The organism is Microbacterium sp. 1.5R (genome assembly GCF_001889265.1).
GTDB lineage: Bacteria > Actinomycetota > Actinomycetes > Actinomycetales > Microbacteriaceae > Microbacterium.
The window spans coordinates 3,205,295-3,225,656 of the sequence record NZ_CP018151.1 but is presented as its reverse complement, the minus strand read 5'-3'; the positions used below and the strand labels follow the sequence as shown (position 1 = coordinate 3,225,656).

At 69.4% G+C, this 20,362-nt stretch carries 12 protein-coding genes and 1 pseudogene; 9 read left to right on the top strand and 4 right to left on the bottom strand.

Annotated features, from left to right (window positions below; all coding sequences use genetic code 11):
- The first annotated feature begins 46 nt into the window (after positions 1–46).
- Positions 47–1,069: a LacI family DNA-binding transcriptional regulator gene (locus BMW26_RS15410; RefSeq protein WP_053097877.1), complete on the top strand. Its 1,023-nt coding sequence runs from the start codon at positions 47–49 to the stop codon at positions 1,067–1,069.
- A 48-nt stretch (positions 1,070–1,117) separates the two neighbouring features.
- Here BMW26_RS15410 and BMW26_RS15405 read toward each other — a convergent pair whose 3' ends face one another.
- Both BMW26_RS15405 and BMW26_RS15400 read right to left on the bottom strand, forming a co-directional pair.
- Entirely contained in the window at positions 1,118–1,858 is a 741-nt protein-coding gene (locus tag BMW26_RS15405; RefSeq protein WP_232224485.1) for a hypothetical protein, read from the bottom strand.
- 464 nt (positions 1,859–2,322) lie between these two features.
- On the bottom strand, positions 2,323–3,168 hold the full coding sequence (locus tag BMW26_RS15400) for an NAD-dependent epimerase/dehydratase family protein (RefSeq protein ID WP_072591960.1): 846 nt from the start codon (positions 3,166–3,168) through the stop codon (positions 2,323–2,325).
- Positions 3,169–3,225: 57 nt separating this feature from the next.
- On the opposite strand from BMW26_RS15400, the gene BMW26_RS15395 reads away from it, so the two are divergent.
- The 5 genes from BMW26_RS15395 to BMW26_RS15375 all read left to right on the top strand — a co-directional run bounded on the left by BMW26_RS15395 (position 3,226) and on the right by BMW26_RS15375 (position 9,302).
- Positions 3,226–4,239: a LacI family DNA-binding transcriptional regulator gene (locus BMW26_RS15395; RefSeq protein ID WP_072591959.1), complete on the top strand. Its 1,014-nt coding sequence runs from the start codon at positions 3,226–3,228 to the stop codon at positions 4,237–4,239.
- Between the two features lie 244 nt (positions 4,240–4,483).
- Positions 4,484–5,203 (top strand): L-ribulose-5-phosphate 4-epimerase, encoded by a 720-nt coding sequence (locus BMW26_RS15390; RefSeq protein WP_072591958.1) that lies wholly within the window; start codon positions 4,484–4,486, stop codon positions 5,201–5,203.
- Positions 5,200–6,801: a xylulokinase gene (locus BMW26_RS15385; RefSeq protein WP_072591957.1), complete on the top strand. Its 1,602-nt coding sequence runs from the start codon at positions 5,200–5,202 to the stop codon at positions 6,799–6,801. The genes BMW26_RS15390 and BMW26_RS15385 overlap by 4 nt, the downstream gene beginning before the upstream one ends.
- Positions 6,802–6,849: 48 nt before the next feature.
- On the top strand, positions 6,850–8,373 hold the full coding sequence (araA, locus tag BMW26_RS15380; protein WP_072591956.1) for an L-arabinose isomerase: 1,524 nt from the start codon (positions 6,850–6,852) through the stop codon (positions 8,371–8,373).
- The gene (locus BMW26_RS15375; RefSeq protein ID WP_072591955.1) at positions 8,373–9,302 is read left to right on the top strand and encodes an aldose 1-epimerase family protein; all 930 of its coding nucleotides are present in this window, start codon (positions 8,373–8,375) and stop codon (positions 9,300–9,302) included. Before araA ends, BMW26_RS15375 begins: the two co-directional genes overlap by 1 nt.
- Positions 9,303–9,925: 623 nt before the next feature.
- Here the strand turns inward: BMW26_RS15375 and BMW26_RS18095 are convergent.
- A pseudogene (locus BMW26_RS18095) lies at positions 9,926–10,333 on the bottom strand (DJ-1/PfpI family protein); the annotation flags it as partial.
- A gap of 93 nt (positions 10,334–10,426) precedes the next feature.
- Here BMW26_RS18095 and BMW26_RS15365 point away from each other — a divergent pair.
- On the top strand, positions 10,427–11,326 hold the full coding sequence (locus tag BMW26_RS15365; protein WP_072591954.1) for a LysR family transcriptional regulator: 900 nt from the start codon (positions 10,427–10,429) through the stop codon (positions 11,324–11,326).
- 437 nt (positions 11,327–11,763) lie between these two features.
- On the opposite strand, the gene BMW26_RS15360 is transcribed toward BMW26_RS15365, so the two are convergent.
- A complete protein-coding gene (locus tag BMW26_RS15360) occupies positions 11,764–12,351 on the bottom strand; it encodes an antibiotic biosynthesis monooxygenase (protein WP_053097861.1) in 588 nt (195 codons plus the stop codon).
- Between the two features lie 349 nt (positions 12,352–12,700).
- On the opposite strand from BMW26_RS15360, the gene BMW26_RS15355 reads away from it, so the two are divergent.
- Positions 12,701–13,885 (top strand): thiolase family protein, encoded by a 1,185-nt coding sequence (locus BMW26_RS15355; protein ID WP_072591953.1) that lies wholly within the window; start codon positions 12,701–12,703, stop codon positions 13,883–13,885.
- Positions 13,886–14,292: 407 nt separating this feature from the next.
- Entirely contained in the window at positions 14,293–20,325 is a 6,033-nt protein-coding gene (gene pulA / locus BMW26_RS15350) for a pullulanase-type alpha-1,6-glucosidase (protein ID WP_083569396.1), read from the top strand.
- The last annotated feature ends 37 nt before the right edge of the window (positions 20,326–20,362 follow it).

Genomic DNA, 20,362 nt, shown 5'->3' with positions numbered 1-20,362 from the left:
GCGCGTCAACCCTCGTTCCGATAACCTTTCAGCACGAAGGAGTGGGATGACGGATACGACTGGAGCACGAGCTGCGACCCTCAGTGACGTCGCCGCGCGCGCCGGAGTCTCGATCTCGACCGCATCCAAGGCGCTGAACGATCGGGGCGACGTATCGGTCGCCACCCGCGCCAAGGTGCGCGCGATCGCCGAGGAGCTGTCCTTCACCCCCAATGCCATGGCGCGAGGACTCCTCGCCGGGCGCACCGGCACGGTCGGCCTTCTCACCAGCGACCTCGAGGGCCGCTTCATGCTGCCGATCCTCATGGGCGCGGAGGATGCGTTCGGCGCAGGTCGCATCAACGTCTTCCTGTGCGATGCGCGAGGTGACGCGATCCGTGAGCAGCACCACCTGAAGGAGCTGCTGAGCCGCAGGGTCGACGGCATCATCGTCGTCGGCCGTCAGACGGATCCGCGCCCCTCGCTCGGGCAGGAGATCCCCGTGCCCGTGGTCTACGCGTACGCCCCCTCGGATGACCCGCGCGACCTCTCATTGACCCCCGACAACTACGCGGGCGGGCGTCTCGCGATCGAGCACCTGTTGGCCTGCGGACGTCGGCGCATCGCGCACATCTCGGGCGACCCGACCTATGCCGCAGCCCAAGACCGCCTCGCCGGCGCCAGAGCGGCACTCGGCGAGGCGGGGCTCGAACTCGTGGGCGAGCCCATGTTCTCGGAGTGGACCGAGCACTGGGGTCGGGATGCCGCGGCGATGCTGCTGCAGCGGCATCCGGACATCGACGCCGTGTTCTGCGGATCCGACCAGATCGCTCGCGGTGTGCTCGACTCGGCCCGCGATCTCGGCCGCACCGTGCCGGACGACCTCGCGGTGATCGGCTACGACAACTGGGAAGTGCTCGCGACCAACGCCCGGCCCGAGCTCACCAGCATCGACGCGAACCTGCAGCAGCTCGGTCGTCAGGCGGCGCTGCGGGTGTTCGATGCGATCGACGGCATCGACATCGGCGAAGGCGCGCACCACCTGCCGGTGCGGCTCGTGATCCGCGGATCGACCATCGCCCGGCGCTGAGGGGCGCTGCGCGCGCCGGAGTCAGGCCAGGCGTCGTCGCGCCGTCTATCAGCCGATGACGAGCTTACGTTGCTCCTCCGTCAGACCATCCAACCGTCCTCCAGGAAGAACGTCGGTGAGTTTCCCCGCTGCCCGCGCTCCCAGAAAGGGCCAAAGCTGTTCGCCAGGGTCGGACGGGTTCGTGACGATGAATCCTTGAGGGCTCAGGAGGGGCCATCGGGGTTTGCCCGCCGCCTCAGCGTCGCCTGGCTCGACTCGATATTCCTCGGATATCTGGAGCTCTTCGTCCGTCAACGCATCGTCGAGATACGCCACCACGTCGAGGTCGCGAGGCAACGCATCTGCGACCTCCTGAGGATCCAGTGATGGAGAGGTCACGGGAATGTAGACGATGTCTCCCGGTTGAAGCGGTGACCCGCCGTTCTCAGTGACCTCGATGACCTCGACTTCGGCGAGGAGTGCTGCGCCGACGGGGGTTCCGGTGGCGGTGGTGACCTTGTCTCCCGCGAGCCAGCGATGCACGGTACCGGTGACCACAGCCGCGGAGCGATGGCCGAGGTCTGTCGTGTTCTGGAAGACGATCGTCGAGACGGCACTGATGTCGAGAGACAGAAGCATCTCGGCGGCGTCAGATTGTGTTGCGTCCTGCGTCACAGATGCCGCTGCCGGGTCGGTTCCCGGTGCCGTGGCACACGAGGTCAGCAGCAGCGCCAGTGCCGGCACCAGTATCAGGCTTACATGCGATCGTCGACTGCGTTGTGCGTTCATGATCGGTGCTGTCTTCATCAATGCGCAACGTTGATGTGATCAACGTGGTGCTGTGGATAGTAAAAGACTTGCGTCGATAGAGTGGAATCCATGCATCCTCCGACGCCGGTCTCGTGATAAAGACCGACGGCGTGCCCAATCTCATGGCAAAGGACGTTCCGGCGTGCATTTGCCAGTTGTCCGTCGCTCCATCCCCATGTGCGTGCCTGCAGCCATGACGAACGAATATTGAATATCAGACTGGCCTGATCGCATCGCGCGACTGCCGGCATCCGCTTTGTGCAGATGTACTGACCTAATACGTTTTCGGCGAGCACAACTTCACCGGTAATTCCGTTGCGAGAGAAATGCCTATACGAACGAAACTACGTTGTTTCATGGGGTGAGACTACGAGCTGACGGCCGATATGGTGGGATTCCATTATCGGCAGCGGCTCGTCAGAAGCGACCGACTTGTTGCTTGCCCAGCATCGTGTCGAACAGGGTCAGGCGTCGTCGCGCCAGGAGTGCTGCGGGTCGAACCCGAGCACGCGGCGGGCCTTGTCGATCGACAGCAGCGTCTCGTTCGGGCCGAACTCGCGGGCGACCGGCACATCGGGGAAGACCTCGGCGAGCAGCTCGGCGTTCGGACGCGTCATCACCGTGTCGGCCGCCGCGATGATGAAGTTGTCGAACCCGGGTGCCGCCACCTCGAGCGCACGCTCCACCGCCTGCGCACCGTCGCGTGCGTCGATGTATCCCCAGAGGTTCCACTTGCGGCGCAGCGCATCGGCGTCGAAGTCGGGGAACTCGGCGTAGTCCTCGGGGTTCATCACGTTCGAGAACCGCAGTGCGGTGATCGACAGGTCGGGATGCCAGCGCACGAGCTCCCTCGCGAGCTGCTCCTCGAGGGTCTTCACGAGCGAGTAGACCGACTCGGGGCGGGCGGGGTAGTCCTCGTCGACCGGCACGTAGGGCGGCGGCACGTCGAACGGCAGACCGAGGACGGTCTCGCTCGAGGCGTAGACGACGCGGCGGATGCCGAGGCGCACCGCCGCCCAGAAGACGTTGAACGTGGCGGGCATGTTGTTGTGGAAGGTGGCGACGTCGCTGCGGATGCCGGGCGCCGGGATGGCGCCGAGATGCACCACGGCGTCGATGCCGTCGTGACGGTCGCCGACGGCCGTGAAAGCATCCACGACCTGGCCGTAATCCGTGAGGTCCACCTGCACGAAGTCAGGGCCGCGGGTGCCTGAGACGTCCATGCCGATGACCTCGTGTCCGTGAGCGCGGAGCTCCCGCGCGACGACGCTGCCGAGCTTGCCCGATGATCCGGTGAGTGCGATGCGCATGTCACCAGAGTGGCACGAAGACGAGGCGCCGGGGCCGCTCGGCATACACTCGTCGGCGTGAGTGACACGAGCAGCGAGCCCCGCCGCACCGTCGGCGTGCGCGACGTCGCCGTGCGCGCAGGGGTGTCTCGGCAGACGGTGTCGCGCGTGCTCAACGACCACCCCGAGGTCGCCGCCGAGACTCGCGAACGGGTGCTTGCCGCGATGACCGAGCTCGGCTACCGCATGAACAACGCGGCCAGAGCGCTGGGCACCCGCCGCTCCCGCACCCTCGGGGTGCTCGCCACCGACGCACTGCACTATGGCCCGTCGCGCAGCATCGCAGCGCTCGAGGCGTCGGCCCGCGAGGTCGGCTACTGGCTGAGTGCGGCCTTCGCGGATGCGGGGGACACGGATGCCGTGGTCGCCGCGGTCGACCACCTCGTCATGCAGGGAGTCGAGGGCATCGTCGTCGTCGCGCCTCACGCCCACACCCTCGACGCGCTCGACTCGGTGCGCATCGGCGTGCCCGTCGTCACCCTGCACGCAGCCGATCGCGGCGCGCGCGGCCTCTCGGTCGATCAGGAGGCCGGGGCACGACTCGCCGTCGCGGCACTCGCCGACGCCGGGCACACACGCATCGCGCACCTCGCCGGCCCCGCCGACTGGCTCGAGGCCGAGTCCCGCGCTGAGGGGTTCCAGGCCGAGCTCGCCGCACGAGGACTCGCCGCCGGACCGGTCATCGAGGGCGACTGGACCGCCGGCTCGGGCTATGCAGCGGCTCGCGCCGTGCGCGACTCGGGTGTGACGGCGGTATTCGCGGCGAACGACCAGATGGCCCTCGGTCTGCTCGGCGGTCTGCAGGAAGTCGGGCTCTCGGTGCCCGCAGACATCAGTGTCGTCGGGTTCGACGACACTCCGGATGCCGCCTACTACTGGCCGAAGCTCACGACCGTGCGGCAGGACTTCTCGGAATTGGCGCGTCGTGCGGTGGCGGCGGTGCTGGTGGGCAGTGCCGGAGCCGCGGCATCCGACCTCGCGCCGGTGGCACCGGTGCTCGTGACCCGCGATTCGGTGGCGCCGCCGCGCTGAACGGCGCCAGGGTGTGTGCCGGCTCGCTGCGGGGTCAGTTCTGCATGTGCGGCGCGATGCGGGGCCAGTTCTGCACGTGAATACGCCGTATCCGATGCGAAAGTGACCCCGCACGAGACGGGAGATGCGAAAGTGGCCCCGCACTCGGCGGCGCCGAGCGGTGCCGGTGTCTTGACGGTCCGCCGACCTCCGTGACACACTTCTGTGACCGGTCACAGTGACCACCGCCGACCCTGAGGTATCCGTGAGCAACGAAGCCCCCGTCTTCTCCCCTGAGATCGACGCCTCCATCCAGGCCGTCCGCGAGGATGTCGCCCGTCTGCACGGTGAACTGGTCCGTTACGACCTCATCGTCTGGACCGGCGGCAACGTCTCGGGCCGCGTGCCCGGAGCCGACCTGTTCGTGATCAAGCCGTCGGGCGTCAGCTACGACGACCTCACGCCCGAGAACATGATCCTGTGCGACCTCGACGGCGCCGTGATCCCCGGCACTCCGGGCAGCGACCGCTCTCCCTCGAGCGACACTGCCGCCCACGCCTACGTCTACCGCCACATGCCCGACGTCGGCGGAGTCGTGCACACGCACTCGACGTTCGCCGTCGCGTGGGCAGCCCGTGGCGAAGAGATCCCCTGCGTCATCACGGCCATGGCCGATGAGTTCGGCGGTCCTATCCCTGTCGGTCCCTTCGCGATCATCGGCGACGACTCGATCGGCCGCGGCATCGTGCAGACGCTCTCGGGTCACCGCAGCCGCGCGGTGCTCATGCAGAACCACGGTCCCTTCACCATCGGAGTCGACGCGAAGGATGCCGTGAAGGCCGCCGTCATGGTCGAAGACGTGGCCCGCACCGTGCACTACGCCCGCGAGGCCGGACCGCTGATCCCGATTCCGCAGGAGGCCATCGACAGCCTCTTCAACCGCTACCAGAACGTCTACGGACAGAACTCGGACGCCCGACGATGAGCGACACGACCCGCACGACCGCCCGCGACGACATCCTCGCCGGCCGCACGAGCCTCGGCATCGAGCTCGGCTCCACGCGCATCAAGGCCTGTCTGATCGGATCCGATGCCACCGAGGTGCTCGCGACCGGGTCGTTCTCGTGGGAGAACCGCCTCCAGGACGGCCTCTGGACCTACGCGATCAACGAGGTGTGGACAGGCCTGCAGGCGGCATACGCCGGTCTCGTCGCCGACGCGGACGAGCGCCACGGCGTGCGCCCCGAGACGTTCGGCGCGATCGGGATCTCGGCCATGATGCACGGATACCTCGCGTTCGATGCGCGGGGCGAGCTGCTCACGCCGTTCCGCACCTGGCGCAACACCAACACGGGCGCCGCGGCGGCCGAGCTGACCGACCTGCTCGGCGTGAACATCCCCCTGCGCTGGTCGATCGCGCACCTGCACCAGGCAGTGCTCGACGGCGAGGCGCACGTGCCGCAGCTCGACTTCGTCACCACCCTCGCGGGCTATGTGCACACGAGGCTGACGGGCGAGCGCGTTCTCGGCGTCGGAGACGCCTCCGGCATGTTCCCGATCGACTCGGCCACCGGAGACTACGACGAGCGGATGCTGCAGGCCTACGACGCCCTCGCCGCCGACCGTCTTCCCGCCGCAGCCAAGGACCTGCTCCCGACCGTCCTTCCCGCCGGCGCCGCCGCCGGGACGCTCACCGCCGAGGGCGCGGCCCTGATCGATCCGTCGGGCGCGCTGCCCCCCGGCATCCCGCTCTGCCCGCCCGAGGGCGACGCGGGCACCGGCATGGTCGCGACGAACTCGGTGTCGCCGCGCACCGGCAACGTCTCGGCCGGAACCAGCATCTTCGCGATGGTCGTGCTCGAGCGCCCGCTCGCCGAAGTGCACCATGAGCTCGACCTCGTGACGACACCCGCGGGCGACGCCGTCGCGATGGTGCACTGCAACAACGGCGCGAGCGAACTGGCCGCCTGGGCAGGGCTCTTCACCCGTTTCGCCGCCGCCGCGGGGCAGCCGCTGAGCGATGACGCGGTCTTCGACGCACTCTTCCGCGAGGCTCTCGACGGAGAGGCGGATGCCGGCGGCCTGCTGGCGTACAACCACCTCGCGGGCGAGCCGATCGCCGGCCTCACCGAGGGGCGCCCGCTGTTCGTGCGCACCCCCGACAGCGCCTTCACGCTGGCGAACTTCATGCGCTCGCAGCTGTACGGCGTGTTCGGCACGCTCGCGCTGGGGATGCAGGTGCTCGCCGCCGAAGGAGTCGAACTCGACCGCATGTTCGCGCACGGTGGCATGTTCCGCACCGCGGGGGTCGCGCAGCGTTTCCTGGCCGGAGCGCTCGGCGCTCCCGTCGCGGTGGGCGAGCTCGCCTCCGAGGGCGGCGCGTGGGGCATCGCGGTGCTCGCGTCGTATCTCGCGCACTCCGAGACGGCGTCGCTGGGGGAGTACCTCGAGCGCGACGTCTTCGCCTCCGCATCCCTCGCGGTCGCCGACCCCGACCCTGCCGACGTCGCCGGCTTCACCGCCTACCTCGACCGCTACCGCGCGGGCCTCGCGATCGAAGCCGCCGCGACCACCGCTCTCTGACCCCCACGCGCACTCTTCACGCCGACACCGGAACACCCAAGGACTCTCATGCCCCGCACCCCGCTCACCACTTCGCTCGACGGCTACGAGGTCTGGTTCCTCACCGGCAGTCAGCACCTCTACGGCCCCGAGACGCTCGCGCAGGTCGCCGAGCAGTCGCAGGAGATCGCCCGCATCCTCGACGAGGCCGGCGAGGTGCCCGTGACCATCGTCTGGAAGCCGGTGCTGACGGATGCCGCAGCCATCAAGCGCACGGCCCTCGAGGCGAACGCCGACGACCGGGTCATCGGCCTGATCGCATGGATGCACACCTTCAGCCCCGCGAAGATGTGGATCGCCGGTCTCGACGCGCTGCAGAAGCCGCTCGCGCACCTGCACACGCAGGCGAACGTCGAGCTGCCGTGGGCCGACATCGACTTCGACTTCATGAACCTGAACCAGGCGGCGCACGGCGACCGCGAGTTCGGCTACATCCAGACGCGTCTCGGCGTGCCGCGCAAGACCGTCGTCGGTCATGCGAGCGACCCGCGGGTGCGCCAGGAGATCGCGACGTGGCAGCGTGCGGCCGCCGGCCTCGCGGCATCCCGTTCGCTCAAGCTCGCCCGCTTCGGCGACAACATGCGCTTCGTCGCGGTCACCGAGGGCGACAAGACCGAGGCCGAGCTGCGCTTCGGCGTGCAGGTCAACACGTGGGGCGTGAACGACCTGGCGGATGCCGTCGCCGCGGCATCCGACTCCGAGATCGACGCCCTCGTGGCCGAGTACGAAGAGCTGTACGAGGTCGTGCCGGAGCTTCGTCGCGGTGGCGACCGCCACCAGTCGCTGCGCGACGGGGCCGCGATCGAGATCGGTCTGCGGACGTTCCTCGAAGAGGGCGGCTTCGGCGCCTTCACGACCTCGTTCGAAGACCTCGGCGCCCTGAAGCAGCTGCCGGGCCTCGCGGTGCAGCGTCTGATGGCCGAGGGCTACGGCTTCGGCGCCGAGGGCGACTGGAAGACCGCGATCCTCGTGCGCGTCGCCAACGTCATGGGCGCGGGCCTGCCCGGCGGGGCGAGCCTCATGGAGGATTACACCTACGACATGACGCCCGGCGACGAGCTGATCCTCGGGGCGCACATGCTCGAGGTCTCGCCCTCGCTCACGACGGCGAAGCCGACCCTCGAGATCCACCCGCTCGGCATCGGCGGCAAGGAAGACCCGGTGCGTCTGGTCTTCACCGCCGACCCCGGCCCCGCGATCGTCGTCGCCCTCAGCGACATGCGCGACCGCTTCCGCCTCACCGCGAACGTCGTCGAGAACGTGCCCCCGCGCCAGTCGCTGCCGAAGCTGCCGGTCGGCCGCGCCGTGTGGAAGCCGCAGCCCGACTTCACCACCTCGGCCGCCGCCTGGCTGACCGCGGGTGCTGCGCACCACACGGTGATGTCGACCGCCGTCGGGCTCGAGGCCTTCCGCGATTTCGCCGAGATGGCCGAGGTCGAGCTGCTCGTGATCGACGATGCGACCACCCTGCCCGAGTTCCAGAAGCAGGTCCGCTGGAACCAGGCCTACTACCGACTCGCGCAGGGGCTGTGATGACGGGAGCCGGCCGGCCGCGCTCGGGGCGTCAGCTGCGCATCACCGGGCACGGATACGAAGCCGTGATCGCGAGCGTCGGCGCCTCGCTGCGCCTGCTCGCATTCGAAGGACGCGACCTGGTCGTGCCCTTCGACGCCGACGAGGTGCGGCCCGGATACCGCGGCACCACCCTCGCACCGTGGCCCAATCGCATCGTCGACGGTCGCTACACGTTCAGCGGCGCCGAGCATCAGCTGGCCCTCACCGAGCCCGCCCGCGGACAGGCGCTGCACGGGCTGCTCGCCTGGGCGGAGTTCGAAGACCGACTGGTGCTCGACGACCGCGTCGTGCTCGCGGCCGTGATCGAGCCGCAGACCGGCTATCCGTTCCGCGTCGAGGTGGAGACCGAGTACCGCATCGACGGTGACGGCCTTCAGCAGACCGTCACCGCGCGCAACCTCGGGGCGGATGCCGCGCCCTGGGGCACAGGGCCGCACCCGTATCTCGTCGCCGGACCCGATGGCCGGGTCGATGACTGGACGCTGACCCTGCCGGCATCCGAGGTGCTGACCGTCACCGACGACCGGCTGAGCCCGGTGGCGCTCGAGGGAGTGTCCGCGCATCCGCAGTGGGACTTCCGCGTTGCGCGCCCGATCGCCGACGTCTTCATCGACCACGCGTTCTCCGGCCTCGCCCGCGAGGGCGGAGTCGCCGAGGTGCGCGTGGTGACGGATGCCGGAAGCGGCGTCGTCATGACCTTCGACGAGCGCTGCCCGTGGGTGCAGGTGCACACGGCCGACAACCCCGGCATCGACGCGATCCATCGCATCGGCCTCGCGGTCGAGCCGATGACCTGTCCGCCGGACGCGTTCAACTCGGGGACCGACCTGGTCGTGCTCGAACCCGGCGCGACGCACGCAGCATCCTGGCGGATCGCCGCCGTCTGACGCGTGGCGGCCGGCCGAGTCGCTCGCGGCACGGTCGTGGCGCCGATGCGGGGCCAGTTTGGCATCCGGGACTCGGTGCGGGGCCAGTTCGGCATCCGGGACCCGGTGCGGGGCCAGTTCGGCATCCGGGACTCGGTGCGGGGTCAGTTCGGCATCCGAATGGGGCGTTTCCGGTGCGCAACTGGCCCCGCACGCGTGATGCCGTGCGAGAGCGGGCGATGCTGCCGGGTGCGGGGCAGTTCGGCACCAGGGATCGTATGCGGGGCCAGTTCGGCATCCGAATGGGGCGTTTCCGGTGCGCAACTGGCCCCGCACGCATGGTGCGGGTGCGGGTGCGGGTGCCGGATGTCGCGGCTGCGGACCGCGCCTCTCCGATCAGGCGAGTGCCGCGACCAGGGCCCGGGCTGCGGATGCCGACGACTGCGGGTTCTGGCCGGTGATGAGCAGTCCGTCGACGACCTCCACGGGTCGGTCACGTCGATGTCGGCGCCGAGCTCGCGCAGAGAGGTCTCGAGCAGGAACGGCGCGCGGTCCGCGAGCCCTCCGAGGCGCTCCTCCTCGTCGGAGAATCCGGTGATGCGCCGTCCGGCGACGAGCGGCTCGCCCGCAGCATCGCGTGCGGGCAGCAGAGCCGCGAGTCCGTGGCACACCGCGGCCAGTGGACGTCCCGCCGCGACGGTCGCCGAGATGAGCGCCGCCGAATCGGCATCCACAGCGAGGTCCTGCATCGGTCCGTGCCCGCCGGGGTAGTAGACGGCCGCGTAGGCGGCGCCGTCGACATCGGCGAGCACCAGGGGAGTGCTGAGCCCCGGGATCTCCGCGAGCGCCGCGGCATCCCCGTCGCCGAGGCTCGACGCATCGGCGACCGGCTCGACACCGCCGGGTGTCGCGAACACCACGTCGTGCCCCGCGGCGGTGAGCAGGCGGTAGGGGGCGAGCAGCTCTTCGGCCCAGTAGCCGGTGGGGTGCTCGGTGTCGTCGGACAGGGTCCAGGTGCGGGCGCCGGAGACGACGAAGAGGACGGATGACATGGATGCTCCCAAGGTTCGGACGACGGATGCCGTGCGGATGCGATATCCAGGACAACGGCCCGCCGTGAAGAACGATTCCGATAGATTGCCGATATGAGCAATCGGAATGCCGATGGATTGCCCGATCTGGGGCTGTGGCGCACCTTCCTCATCGCGCACCGATCGGGGTCGGTGTCGGCGGCAGCGCGCAGGCTCGGACTCGCGCAGTCGTCGGTCACGACGCAGTTGCAGGCGCTGGAGGCGAGCGTCGGCGAGCCGCTGTTCGTCCGTCATGCCCGCGGCATCCGTCCGACGCCCCGAGCCGACGAGCTCGCCGCGCGGCTCTCGGGCCCGCTCGACGCGTTGGCGGATGCTCTCGGCACCCACCCGGCCCTCGAACCGCCGCTCATCCGCCTCGGCGGGGCGGGGGAGTTCCTGGCCGCCGTCGCCGCCCCGGCTCTCGCGAGTGCTGTGGCCGGCGGACTGCGGCTTGCGGTGACCACGGGCCTGGCCGACGACCTGCTCGATCAGCTGAGGGTCGGCAGCCTCGACCTGGTGATCTCCGCCGTGCGTCCTCGCGGACGGGCGCTGCCGAGCATGCCGCTGTTCGACGAGGAATTCGTGCTCGTGGCCTCGCCGTCGCTGAGCATCGACCCGTCTCCGGCCCTCTCGCCGGACGCGCTCGCGCACGTGCCTCTGCTGGCATACGACCGAGACGTCCCGATCGTCCGACGGTACTGGCGCCACGTGTTCGGCATCCGCCTCGACCGGGAACCGGCTCTCGTCTTCCCCGACCTGCGCGCGCTCGCCGCCGCTGCGGTTGCGGGGGCGGGCGTCACCGCCCTGCCGACCTACCTGATCGCCGACGAACTCGCCGATGGCAGACTCGTCGACCTGCGACCCACCAAGGACCCGCCGATCAACACGCTGTATCTCGTGCGGCGACCGGGTCCGTTGTCCGACGGGGTCGCGGCCGTGGAGAAGGCGCTGCGCGCCGCCGTCGCCGACCTCTGACGGCGGTGGCGGTGCGGGGTCAGGTGCGCATCTGGAGTCCGGTGCAAGGTCAGTTTCGCATCCACCATTCGGTGCGGGGTCAGTTTCGCATCGGAAACGCCCGATTCGGATGCGGTAGTGGCCCCGCACAGATGCACTGCCCGGCCTCACAGATGTGCGGCCGCTCGCGCGCCGAACGCACACGACGGACGGATGCCGCACCTCACGGACGCGCGCGTCTCGCGGGTGCACGCGTCTCGCGGATGCCGCGCCTCACGCACGCACCTCACGGACGCACGCGACTCACGGATGCCGTACTTCACGGACGCACGCACCTCACGGACGCACGCACCTCACGCACGCACCTCACGGACGCACGCACCTCACGGACGCACGACTCACGGACGGACCGCACACGGCAGGTGCGGCAGACCCGATGCGGCAGAGGCGACCGAGCCTCAGCGGTTGAGCCAGTGGCGCAGCGTGCGCGTGACCCAGGGCAGCACCCAGTAGGTCATGATCGGCGTGAGCACGACGGTCGTGGCGAGCACGCGCAGCCAGATCGGCAGCTCGTTCCAGCCGGGCACGGGGCTCAGCGCATAGGTGAAGGCGAGGTTCAGTGGGAAGAACCCGAGCCAGATCGACACGGCCTGCTTCCACCGCGGCGGAGTGCTGACCATCGCGACGGTGGTCGTCGAGCCGTCAGCGCGGGGGAGGGTGATGGTGTCGGTGGTCGGCTCGTCGAACCAGCCCTCGATGCCCGTGCGGCGGCGCACGCGCTCGCTGCGCACGAACTGCTCGCCGGTCGACTTCCACCACTCGCGCTCGCCCGACTGCTCCCACGCCACAAGCGACTTCTCGTCGGAGAAGCGGTACAGCATGTGCCAGACATGCGAGTCCTCGCCGTCGCGCACCCAGCCGGATCCGAGGAACCCCGGGTATCGGTGCGCCAGATTCACGCCGGTCTGCACCCAGGCGGTGGCGGCGGCGACATGCTCGGGGTCGACCTCGCGGCGGATGGAGACGGTGATGGGTTCGCTGGACATGGTGGGGTCCTCGGAGAGAGCGGATCGCCCGGGTCACGGGCGCCTCGACGGTGGGGGATGCGCCGGGGTGCGGGCGCGTGTTCGATTGTATTTCGGATGCCGGGTGTCGCCGGTCGTTTTTCGCCGCGCGCGAAGACGGCATCTCGGGGTGCATGCCGATGCCGATGCCGATGCCGGGTGCCGGGTGCCGATGCCGGGTACCGATGCCGGGTGCTTCAGAAGGCCGAATGCGCCTGCGACGGCCGGATGCCGGGAATCCGGCCGTCGCGGGCGCGCATGGCCGAGGCTGGTGCAGGGCAGCGACGCGGCATCCGTCCCCGCACTCCGCGACAGGGCGAGAATAGGAGGCATGAGCACGCGCAGCGAAGCCGTCCTGATCGATGTCGTCCGCACTCCCGTCGGACGCGGCAAGCCGGGCGGCGCGCTCTCGGGTGTGCATCCTGTCGACCTCGCGGCGGGTGCTCTCGCCGCGATACTCGAGCGCAGCGGGCTCGAGTCGAGGCAGATCGACGACGTGCTGCTCGGTTGCGTGAGTCAGGTGGGGGACCAGTCGTCGAACATCGCGCGGCAGGCTGTGCTCGCCGCGGGTTTCGACGAGTCGATCCCCGCGACGACGATCGACCGCCAGTGCGGGTCCAGCCAGCAGGCCGTGCACTTCGCCGCCCAGGGGATCATGGCCGGCGCGTATGACGCGGTCATCGTCGGCGGCGTCGAGTCGATGAGTCGGGTGCCGCTCGGATCGTCTGCGTCCGGCGGGTCGCCGATGTCGCCTCGCCTGCGTGAGCGCTACCCCGAGGGACTCGTGAACCAGGGCGTCTCGGCCGAGCTGATCGCCCAGCGCTGGGGCATCGATCGCGCAGCGCTGGATGAGTACGCCGCCGAGTCGCATCGCCGCGCGGCCGCCGCGTGGCACGAGGGATTCTTCGACCGCACCGTCATTCCGGTCGCCGAGGCTCCGGATGCCGCGGGCGACGAGACCGTGCGCGCCGGCACGACGGCCGAGGGGCTCGGGGGACTCAGCCCCGCGTTCCGCACCGACGCTCTTGCCGCCCGATTCCCGGACGTCGACTGGCGGATCACTCCCGGCAACTCCTCGCCGCTGACCGACGGAGCATCCGCTGCGCTCGTGATGAGCGCCGAGCGTGCCGAACAGCTGGGACTCACGCCGCGGGCGAGGTTCCAGGCGTTCACGGTGGTCGGCGACGATCCGCTCATGATGCTGACCGGCCCGATCCCCGCGACGCGGCGCATTCTCGAACGCACCGGACTCACGATCGATGACCTCGACGCCTACGAGGTCAATGAGGCCTTCGCGTCGGTGCCACTGGCCTGGGCCGCGGAACTCGGGGCGGATGCCGCCAAGCTCAACCCGCGCGGAGGGGCGATCGCCCTCGGGCACGCACTCGGTTCGTCGGGCACCCGCCTGCTCGGCACCCTGATCGACCACCTCGACGCGGTCGGCGGCCGCTTCGGACTCCAGACCATGTGCGAGGGCGGTGCCATGGCGAACGCCACGATCATCGAACGGCTGTAGGCCAGCGGCCGGCACCCGGCATCCGCTGTGCCCCTGCCGGGTCGATGTTCGCCGGACAGGACAGAGAAGACCCCCGCCGACCCGATTCGGCGGGGGTCTCTTCGGGAGCAGACGCTCACCGTATGCGCGGATGACGTGACTACCCGATCCGGTCTGAGTCTGTGTCCGCGCATCTGCAGTTGTAGTCGGCGAAGGTGTCCGGGCGGTGAACGCGGCGAGAAATCCTCCTCACCCGGGATTCGCAATCCTGGAAGCGTTTGCGACTTAAGGCCAGCAGCAGCATTCACACCCCTGACTTTTCGCCAGAACGCAACTGCAAGCGCTTGCAGTCATAGAGCCCGCCCTGCTAGCTTCACTCGCAAGCCTCCGGACACGTCGTCGTGTCCGCCGCCATCAGGGAGCATCATTTGTTCAAGTCGGCTCGGTCGAAGACGACCGCTTCACGTCCGCTCGCTCTACTCGCCGCCACCGCGCTCGTCGTCTCGGGCTTCGGCGCGGCCGGCACTCTCGGCGGCTCATCCGCCGCGGCGGCCGATCGCACCGTGGCTCTCGTGGGCTCGCTGCAGTCCGAGCTCGGCTGCGCGGCGGACTGGGCGCCCGACTGCACCGGGACCGAGCTCCAGCCCACGGGCGCCGAGGGCATCTACTCGGCCGAGTTCGAGGTCCCTGCGGGCACGTGGCAGTACAAGGTCGCGGTGAACGACAGCTGGGACGAGGCGTACGGGCTCGACGGCGGGGCCGACGACATCCCTCTGACGGTGGCCGGCCCGACGACCCTCCGCTTCACGTTCGACGACACGCTCAAGCGCGTCGGGCTCGAGGCCGCCGACCTGCGCGGCGGCTACACCTCCGACGATGAGGCGCTCATCGCGAGCCCGGCCCGACAGGCGGGTGCCGGCGAGCAGTTCTACTTCGTGATGACCGACCGCTTCGCGAACGGCGACACGGCCAACGACACCGGCGGTCTCGAGGGCGACCGGCTCACCACCGGTTTCGACCCCACGGACAAGGGCTTCTATCAGGGCGGCGACATCGCCGGAATCCGCGAGAACCTCGACTACATCGAGGGGCTCGGCACATCGGCGATCTGGCTGACGCCGAGCTTCGCCAACAAGCCGGTGCAGGGTGAGGGCGCCAACGCCTCTGCCGGCTATCACGGCTACTGGATCACCGACTTCACCCGCATCGACCCGCACCTCGGCACCAATGAGGAGCTGCAGGCCCTGATCGCCGACGCGCACGCCCGCGACATCAAGGTGTACTTCGACATCATCACCAACCACACCGCCGACGTCATCGACTACGCCGAGGGGCAGTACTCCTACATCGACCAGGCGACCAGTCCCTACACGGATGCCGCGGGCACGGCGTTCGACCCGGCCGACCACGCGGGCACCGACGGGTTCCCCGAACTCGACCTGGCGACGAGCTTCCCCTACACGCCGGTGATCGACGACAGCGAGGCCGACGTCAAGGTGCCGGCCTGGCTGAACGACCCGTCGCTCTATCACAACCGCGGAGACTCGACCTGGTCGGGGGAGTCGGTCACATACGGCGACTTCAGCGGACTCGACGACCTGATGACCGAGCACCCGACGGTGGTCAACGGCTTCGTCGAGGTCTACGACAAGTGGATCGACCTCGGCATCGACGGCTTCCGCATCGACACCGTCAAGCATGTGAACTTCGAGTTCTGGGAGAAATGGACGGCCGACGTCCTCGATTACGCGCACGAGAAGGGCAACGACGACTTCTTCATGTTCGGCGAGGTCTACGACGCCGACCCCGTGAAGCTCGCACCGTACGTGCGAGACACCGACATGAACTCGATCCTCGACTTCACGTTCCAGTCCTCCGCCGTCAGCTACGCGTCGGGCAATTCGGCCAAGGGCCTGCAGTCCCTGTTCGCGGGCGACGATCGCTACACGACACCCGACTCGTCGGCGACGGCACTGCCCACGTTCCTCGGCAACCACGACATGGGCAGGGTGGGATCCTTCCTGCAGACGACGGATGCTCCGCTCGAGCGCGACGAGCTGGCGCACGAGCTCATGTTCCTCACCCGGGGTCAGCCGGTCGTCTACTACGGCGACGAGCAGGGCTTCACCGGCCCCGGCGGCGACAAGGACGCCCGGCAGTCGCTCTTCGCCACCCAGGTCGACGACTACGCGAATCAGAACCTCATCACCGGTGAGCAGGCCGGCTCGGTCGACCGCTATGCGACGGATGCCGCGCTCTACGAGCACATCGCCGCGCTGTCAGAGCTCCGGGAGTCGAACCCGGCGCTCAGCGAGGGCGCGCAGATCGAGCGGTACGCGGCGTCCGGTGCTGGTGTGTACGCGTTCTCCCGCGTGGATGCCGACGACAAGGTCGAATACCTGGTGGCCGTGAACAACGCCGCCACCGCGCAGACGGTCGACCTCACCACGCTGACCGCCGACGCCTCGTACGAGGTGCTCTACGGTGACGCCGCGTCCCTCGCCACGGATGCCGGTGCGGCCGCCTCGATCACGGTGCCGGCTCTGTCGGCGGTGGTCTGGAAAGCCGACTCGACCGTCACGGCGCCGTCCGAGGCGGCATCCGTCGAGGTCGTCGTGCCCGCCGCCGGAGCCGGTGTCACCGGACAGTCCGCCGTGCAGGCCGACATCGCCGATCAGTGGGCGCAGACGAGCTTCGCCTGGCGCGTCGTCGGCTCCGAGGAGTGGCAGGCGCTCGGCACCGCGGAGGACACCGACCCCCGCGTCTTCCACGACATCCGCGATCTCGCGAACGGCACGCTCGTCGAATACCGGGCCGTGACGACGGATGCCGCGGGCAACCACGCCGCAGCCTCGACGTACGCGTCGGTCGGCAACGCCGTGACGCTGACGGCCGGCGAGGAGCCCGAGTCTCCGATCGACATGGTGACCGTGCCCGGCAGTCTCAACTCCGAGATGGGCTGTGCGGGCGACTGGGACCCTGCCTGCGAGAAGGCGAAGCTGACCCTGCGCGCCGACGGCGTATGGGAGGGGGCTTTCGATCTGCCGGCCGGCGACTACGAGTACAAGGCCGCGATCAACGGCAGCTGGGCCGTCAACTACGGTGCGAACGGTGTGCCGGACGGCTCGAACGTCACGCTCACCCACGCGGGCGGGCCGATCACCTTCTACTTCGACCCGCGCACCAACATCGTGCAGTCCTCGGCCGACGGACCCATCGTGACGCTGCCGGGCTCTCTGCAGGACGAGCTCGGCTGCGCGGCGGACTGGTCTCCCGACTGCCTCGGCACCCTCATGGCCGACGGCGACCGCGACGGCGTCTACGAGTTCTCGACCGCCGACCTCCCCACCGGAGCCTACGAGCTCAAGGTGGCGCACGGCCTGAGCTGGGCTGAGAACTACGGCGCCGACGGAGTGCCGGGCGGCGCGAACATCTCGTTCAGCGCGGCCGAGGGCAGCGTGACGTCGTTCCGTTACACGCTGGCGACGCACGTTCTCGAGGTCGTGAGCGCGGACCCGCAGCTCCCCGGCGCCGGAGAGCAGCGCGCACAGTGGGTCGACGCCGAGACGATCGCCTGGCCGGCGGCTCTCGGGTCTGTCGACAAGGCCGCCTATCAGCTGTACTCCTCGGCGGACGCCTCGCTCGCGGTGGCAGACGGCGACATCGCGGGTGGCGAGTCGATCGCGCTCGAGGTGATCGAGGGCGGCCTGACGGACGAGCAGCTCGCCCGGTTCCCCGCGCTCGACGGATACCTCGCCCTGCGGGTGACGGATGCCGATGCGGCGGCACTGCTGCGATCGCAGCTCGCGGTCGTCCAACGTGACGAGACGGGTGCGCCCTCCGCATTCACCGGCGTGCAGATCGCCGGGGTTCTCGACGATCTCTATGCCGCAGCCCTCGACGACGTCGACCTGGGCGTGACGTTCTCGGGCAAGAAGCCGACGTTCCGGCTGTGGGCGCCGACGGCGCAGAGCGCGACCCTTCTCACCTGGGACGAGGGCGCCGAGGGCGACCCCGCTCGGCACGAGGCCACGTGGGATGCGGCGTCCGGCGTCTGGTCGGTCGCGGGCGCCAAGGATCTCAAGGGCGACGAGTTCCTGTGGGAGGTCGTGGTCTATGCGCCGACGACCGGTGCGATCGAGACGAACCGGGTCACCGATCCCTACTCGACGGCGCTCACTCTGAACTCGCGGCGTTCGGTCGCCATCGACCTCGACGACAAGGCCTGGCAGCCGAAGCAGTGGCAGAAGGCCGAAGCGCCGGTCGTCGAGCGCGCGGTCGACCGGGCGATCTACGAGCTGCACATCCGCGACTTCTCGATCAGCGACGAGACGGTTCCGGCCGACGAGCGCGGCACGTACCTGGCGTTCACCCGCGACAGCGCGGGCACCGATCAGCTGAAGCAGCTCGCGGATGCCGGAATCAACACCGTGCACCTGCTGCCCTCCTTCGACATCGCCTCGATCGAGGAGGACCGCGCGGCTCAGGCGGTGCCCGACTGCGACCTCGCCTCGTTCGGCCCGGCCGACGCGGCACAGCAGGCGTGCATCCAGGCGGTCGCGGATGCCGACGGCTTCAACTGGGGCTACGATCCGTACCACTACTCGACGCCCGAGGGCTCGTACGCAGTCGACGCCGACGGCGGCGCCAGGGTCAGCGAGTTCCGGTCTATGGTCGGCGCTCTCCATGACATGGACCTGCAGGTCGTGCTCGATGAGGTGTTCAACCACACGGCGGCATCCGGTCAGGCCGAGAAGTCGGTGCTCGACCAGGTCGTGCCCGGCTACTACCACCGGCTGAACGCGGCAGGCGGCGTCGAGACCTCGACGTGCTGCCAGAACGTCGCGACCGAGCACCTCGCCGCGCAGAAGCTCATGGTCGACTCGATCGTGACCTGGGCGCGCGACTACAAGGTCGACGGCTTCCGCTTCGACCTCATGGGTCACCACTCGACGACGAACATGCAGGCGATCCGCGACGCGCTCGACGCCCTGACCCTGGCGAAGGACGGCGTCGACGGTTCGGCGATCCATCTGTACGGCGAGGGCTGGAACTTCGGCGAGGTGGCGGACGATGCGCTGTTCGAGCAGGCCACCCAGGGGCAGCTGGGAGGCACCGGCATCGGCACGTTCAACGACCGCCTGCGCGACGCCGTGCACGGCGGCAGCCCGGTCGACTCCTCGTCGACGTTCCGTCAGGGCTTCGGCACCGGTCTCGGCACCGACCCGAACGGCGATCCGATCAACGGCACGGTCGAGCAGGCGCTCGCCGACCTCGGCCACGAGGCCGATCTCGTCAAGCTCGGGCTGGCGGGCAATCTGCGCGACTTCGAGTTCACCACGAGCGACGGCTCGGTGACGGCGGGAGAGGCGATCGACTATCGCGGCTCCGCGGCGGGCTATGCCGATCAGCCGGACGAGACGATCAACTACGTCGATGCGCACGACAACGAGACGCTCTACGACCTCTCGGTGCTCAAGCTCCCGGTCGACACGACGATGGCCGACCGCGTGCGGATGAACACGCTGGAGCTCGCGACCGTGACGCTCTCGCAGTCGCCGTCGTTCTGGCACGCAGGCACCGAGCTGCTGCGGTCGAAGTCCCTCGATCGCAACAGCTACAACTCCGGTGACTGGTTCAACCGCATCGACTGGACCGGTCAGGAGTCGACGTTCGGCTCGGGGCTGCCGACCGCCGCGGACAACGAGGAGAAGTGGCCGATCATGGCGCCGCTGCTCGCCGATCCTGCGCTCAAGCCGGCCGCGGCCGACATGGCGGCCGCAGAGGCATCCGCTCTCGATCTGCTGCGCATCCGCGACGAGGTCGATCTGCTGCGGCTCGGCTCGGCCGAGCTGATCCAGCAGAAGGTCACGTTCCCGAACGGCGGGGCGGGGGCGGCTCCGGGCGTGATCCTGATGCAGATCGACGACCTGACGGGTCCCGACGCCGACGCCGATCTCGACGGTGCGCTCGTCGCGTTCAACTCCTCTCCTGCGCCGGTCACGCAGACCGTCGCCGGCCTGGCCGGGCGTTCGTTCGCGCTGACCCCGGCTCAGGCGAACGGAGCGGATGCCGTGGTCAAGACCACGACCTGGGACGCCGCGACCGGCACCGTGACGATCCCCGCCCGGTCGGTCGCCGTGCTGGTCGACGACCAGATGCAGCCGATCGATACGCGGGTGCGCGCCTCCTCCGACCTGCTGGTGAAGTCGGGCAAGAGCGCCACCGTGAAGGTCACCGTGGCGGCCGACGACGACAGCGCGGCGGTGGGCACGGTGACGGTGCACGACCGCGGCAAGGTCGTCGCCACGGTCGAGCTGGCTCCCTCCGACAAGGGCAGGGTCACCGTCTCGGTGCCGAAGCTGAGCCGTGGGGTGCACCTGCTCACGGTCCGCTTCGACGGCACGGAGCCGTGGCAGGACTCCCGCAGCACGCGCAGCCTCCCGGTGATCGTCTACTGAGGTCGAGGCGAGGGGTGCGGCCGCGCGCCGCACCTCT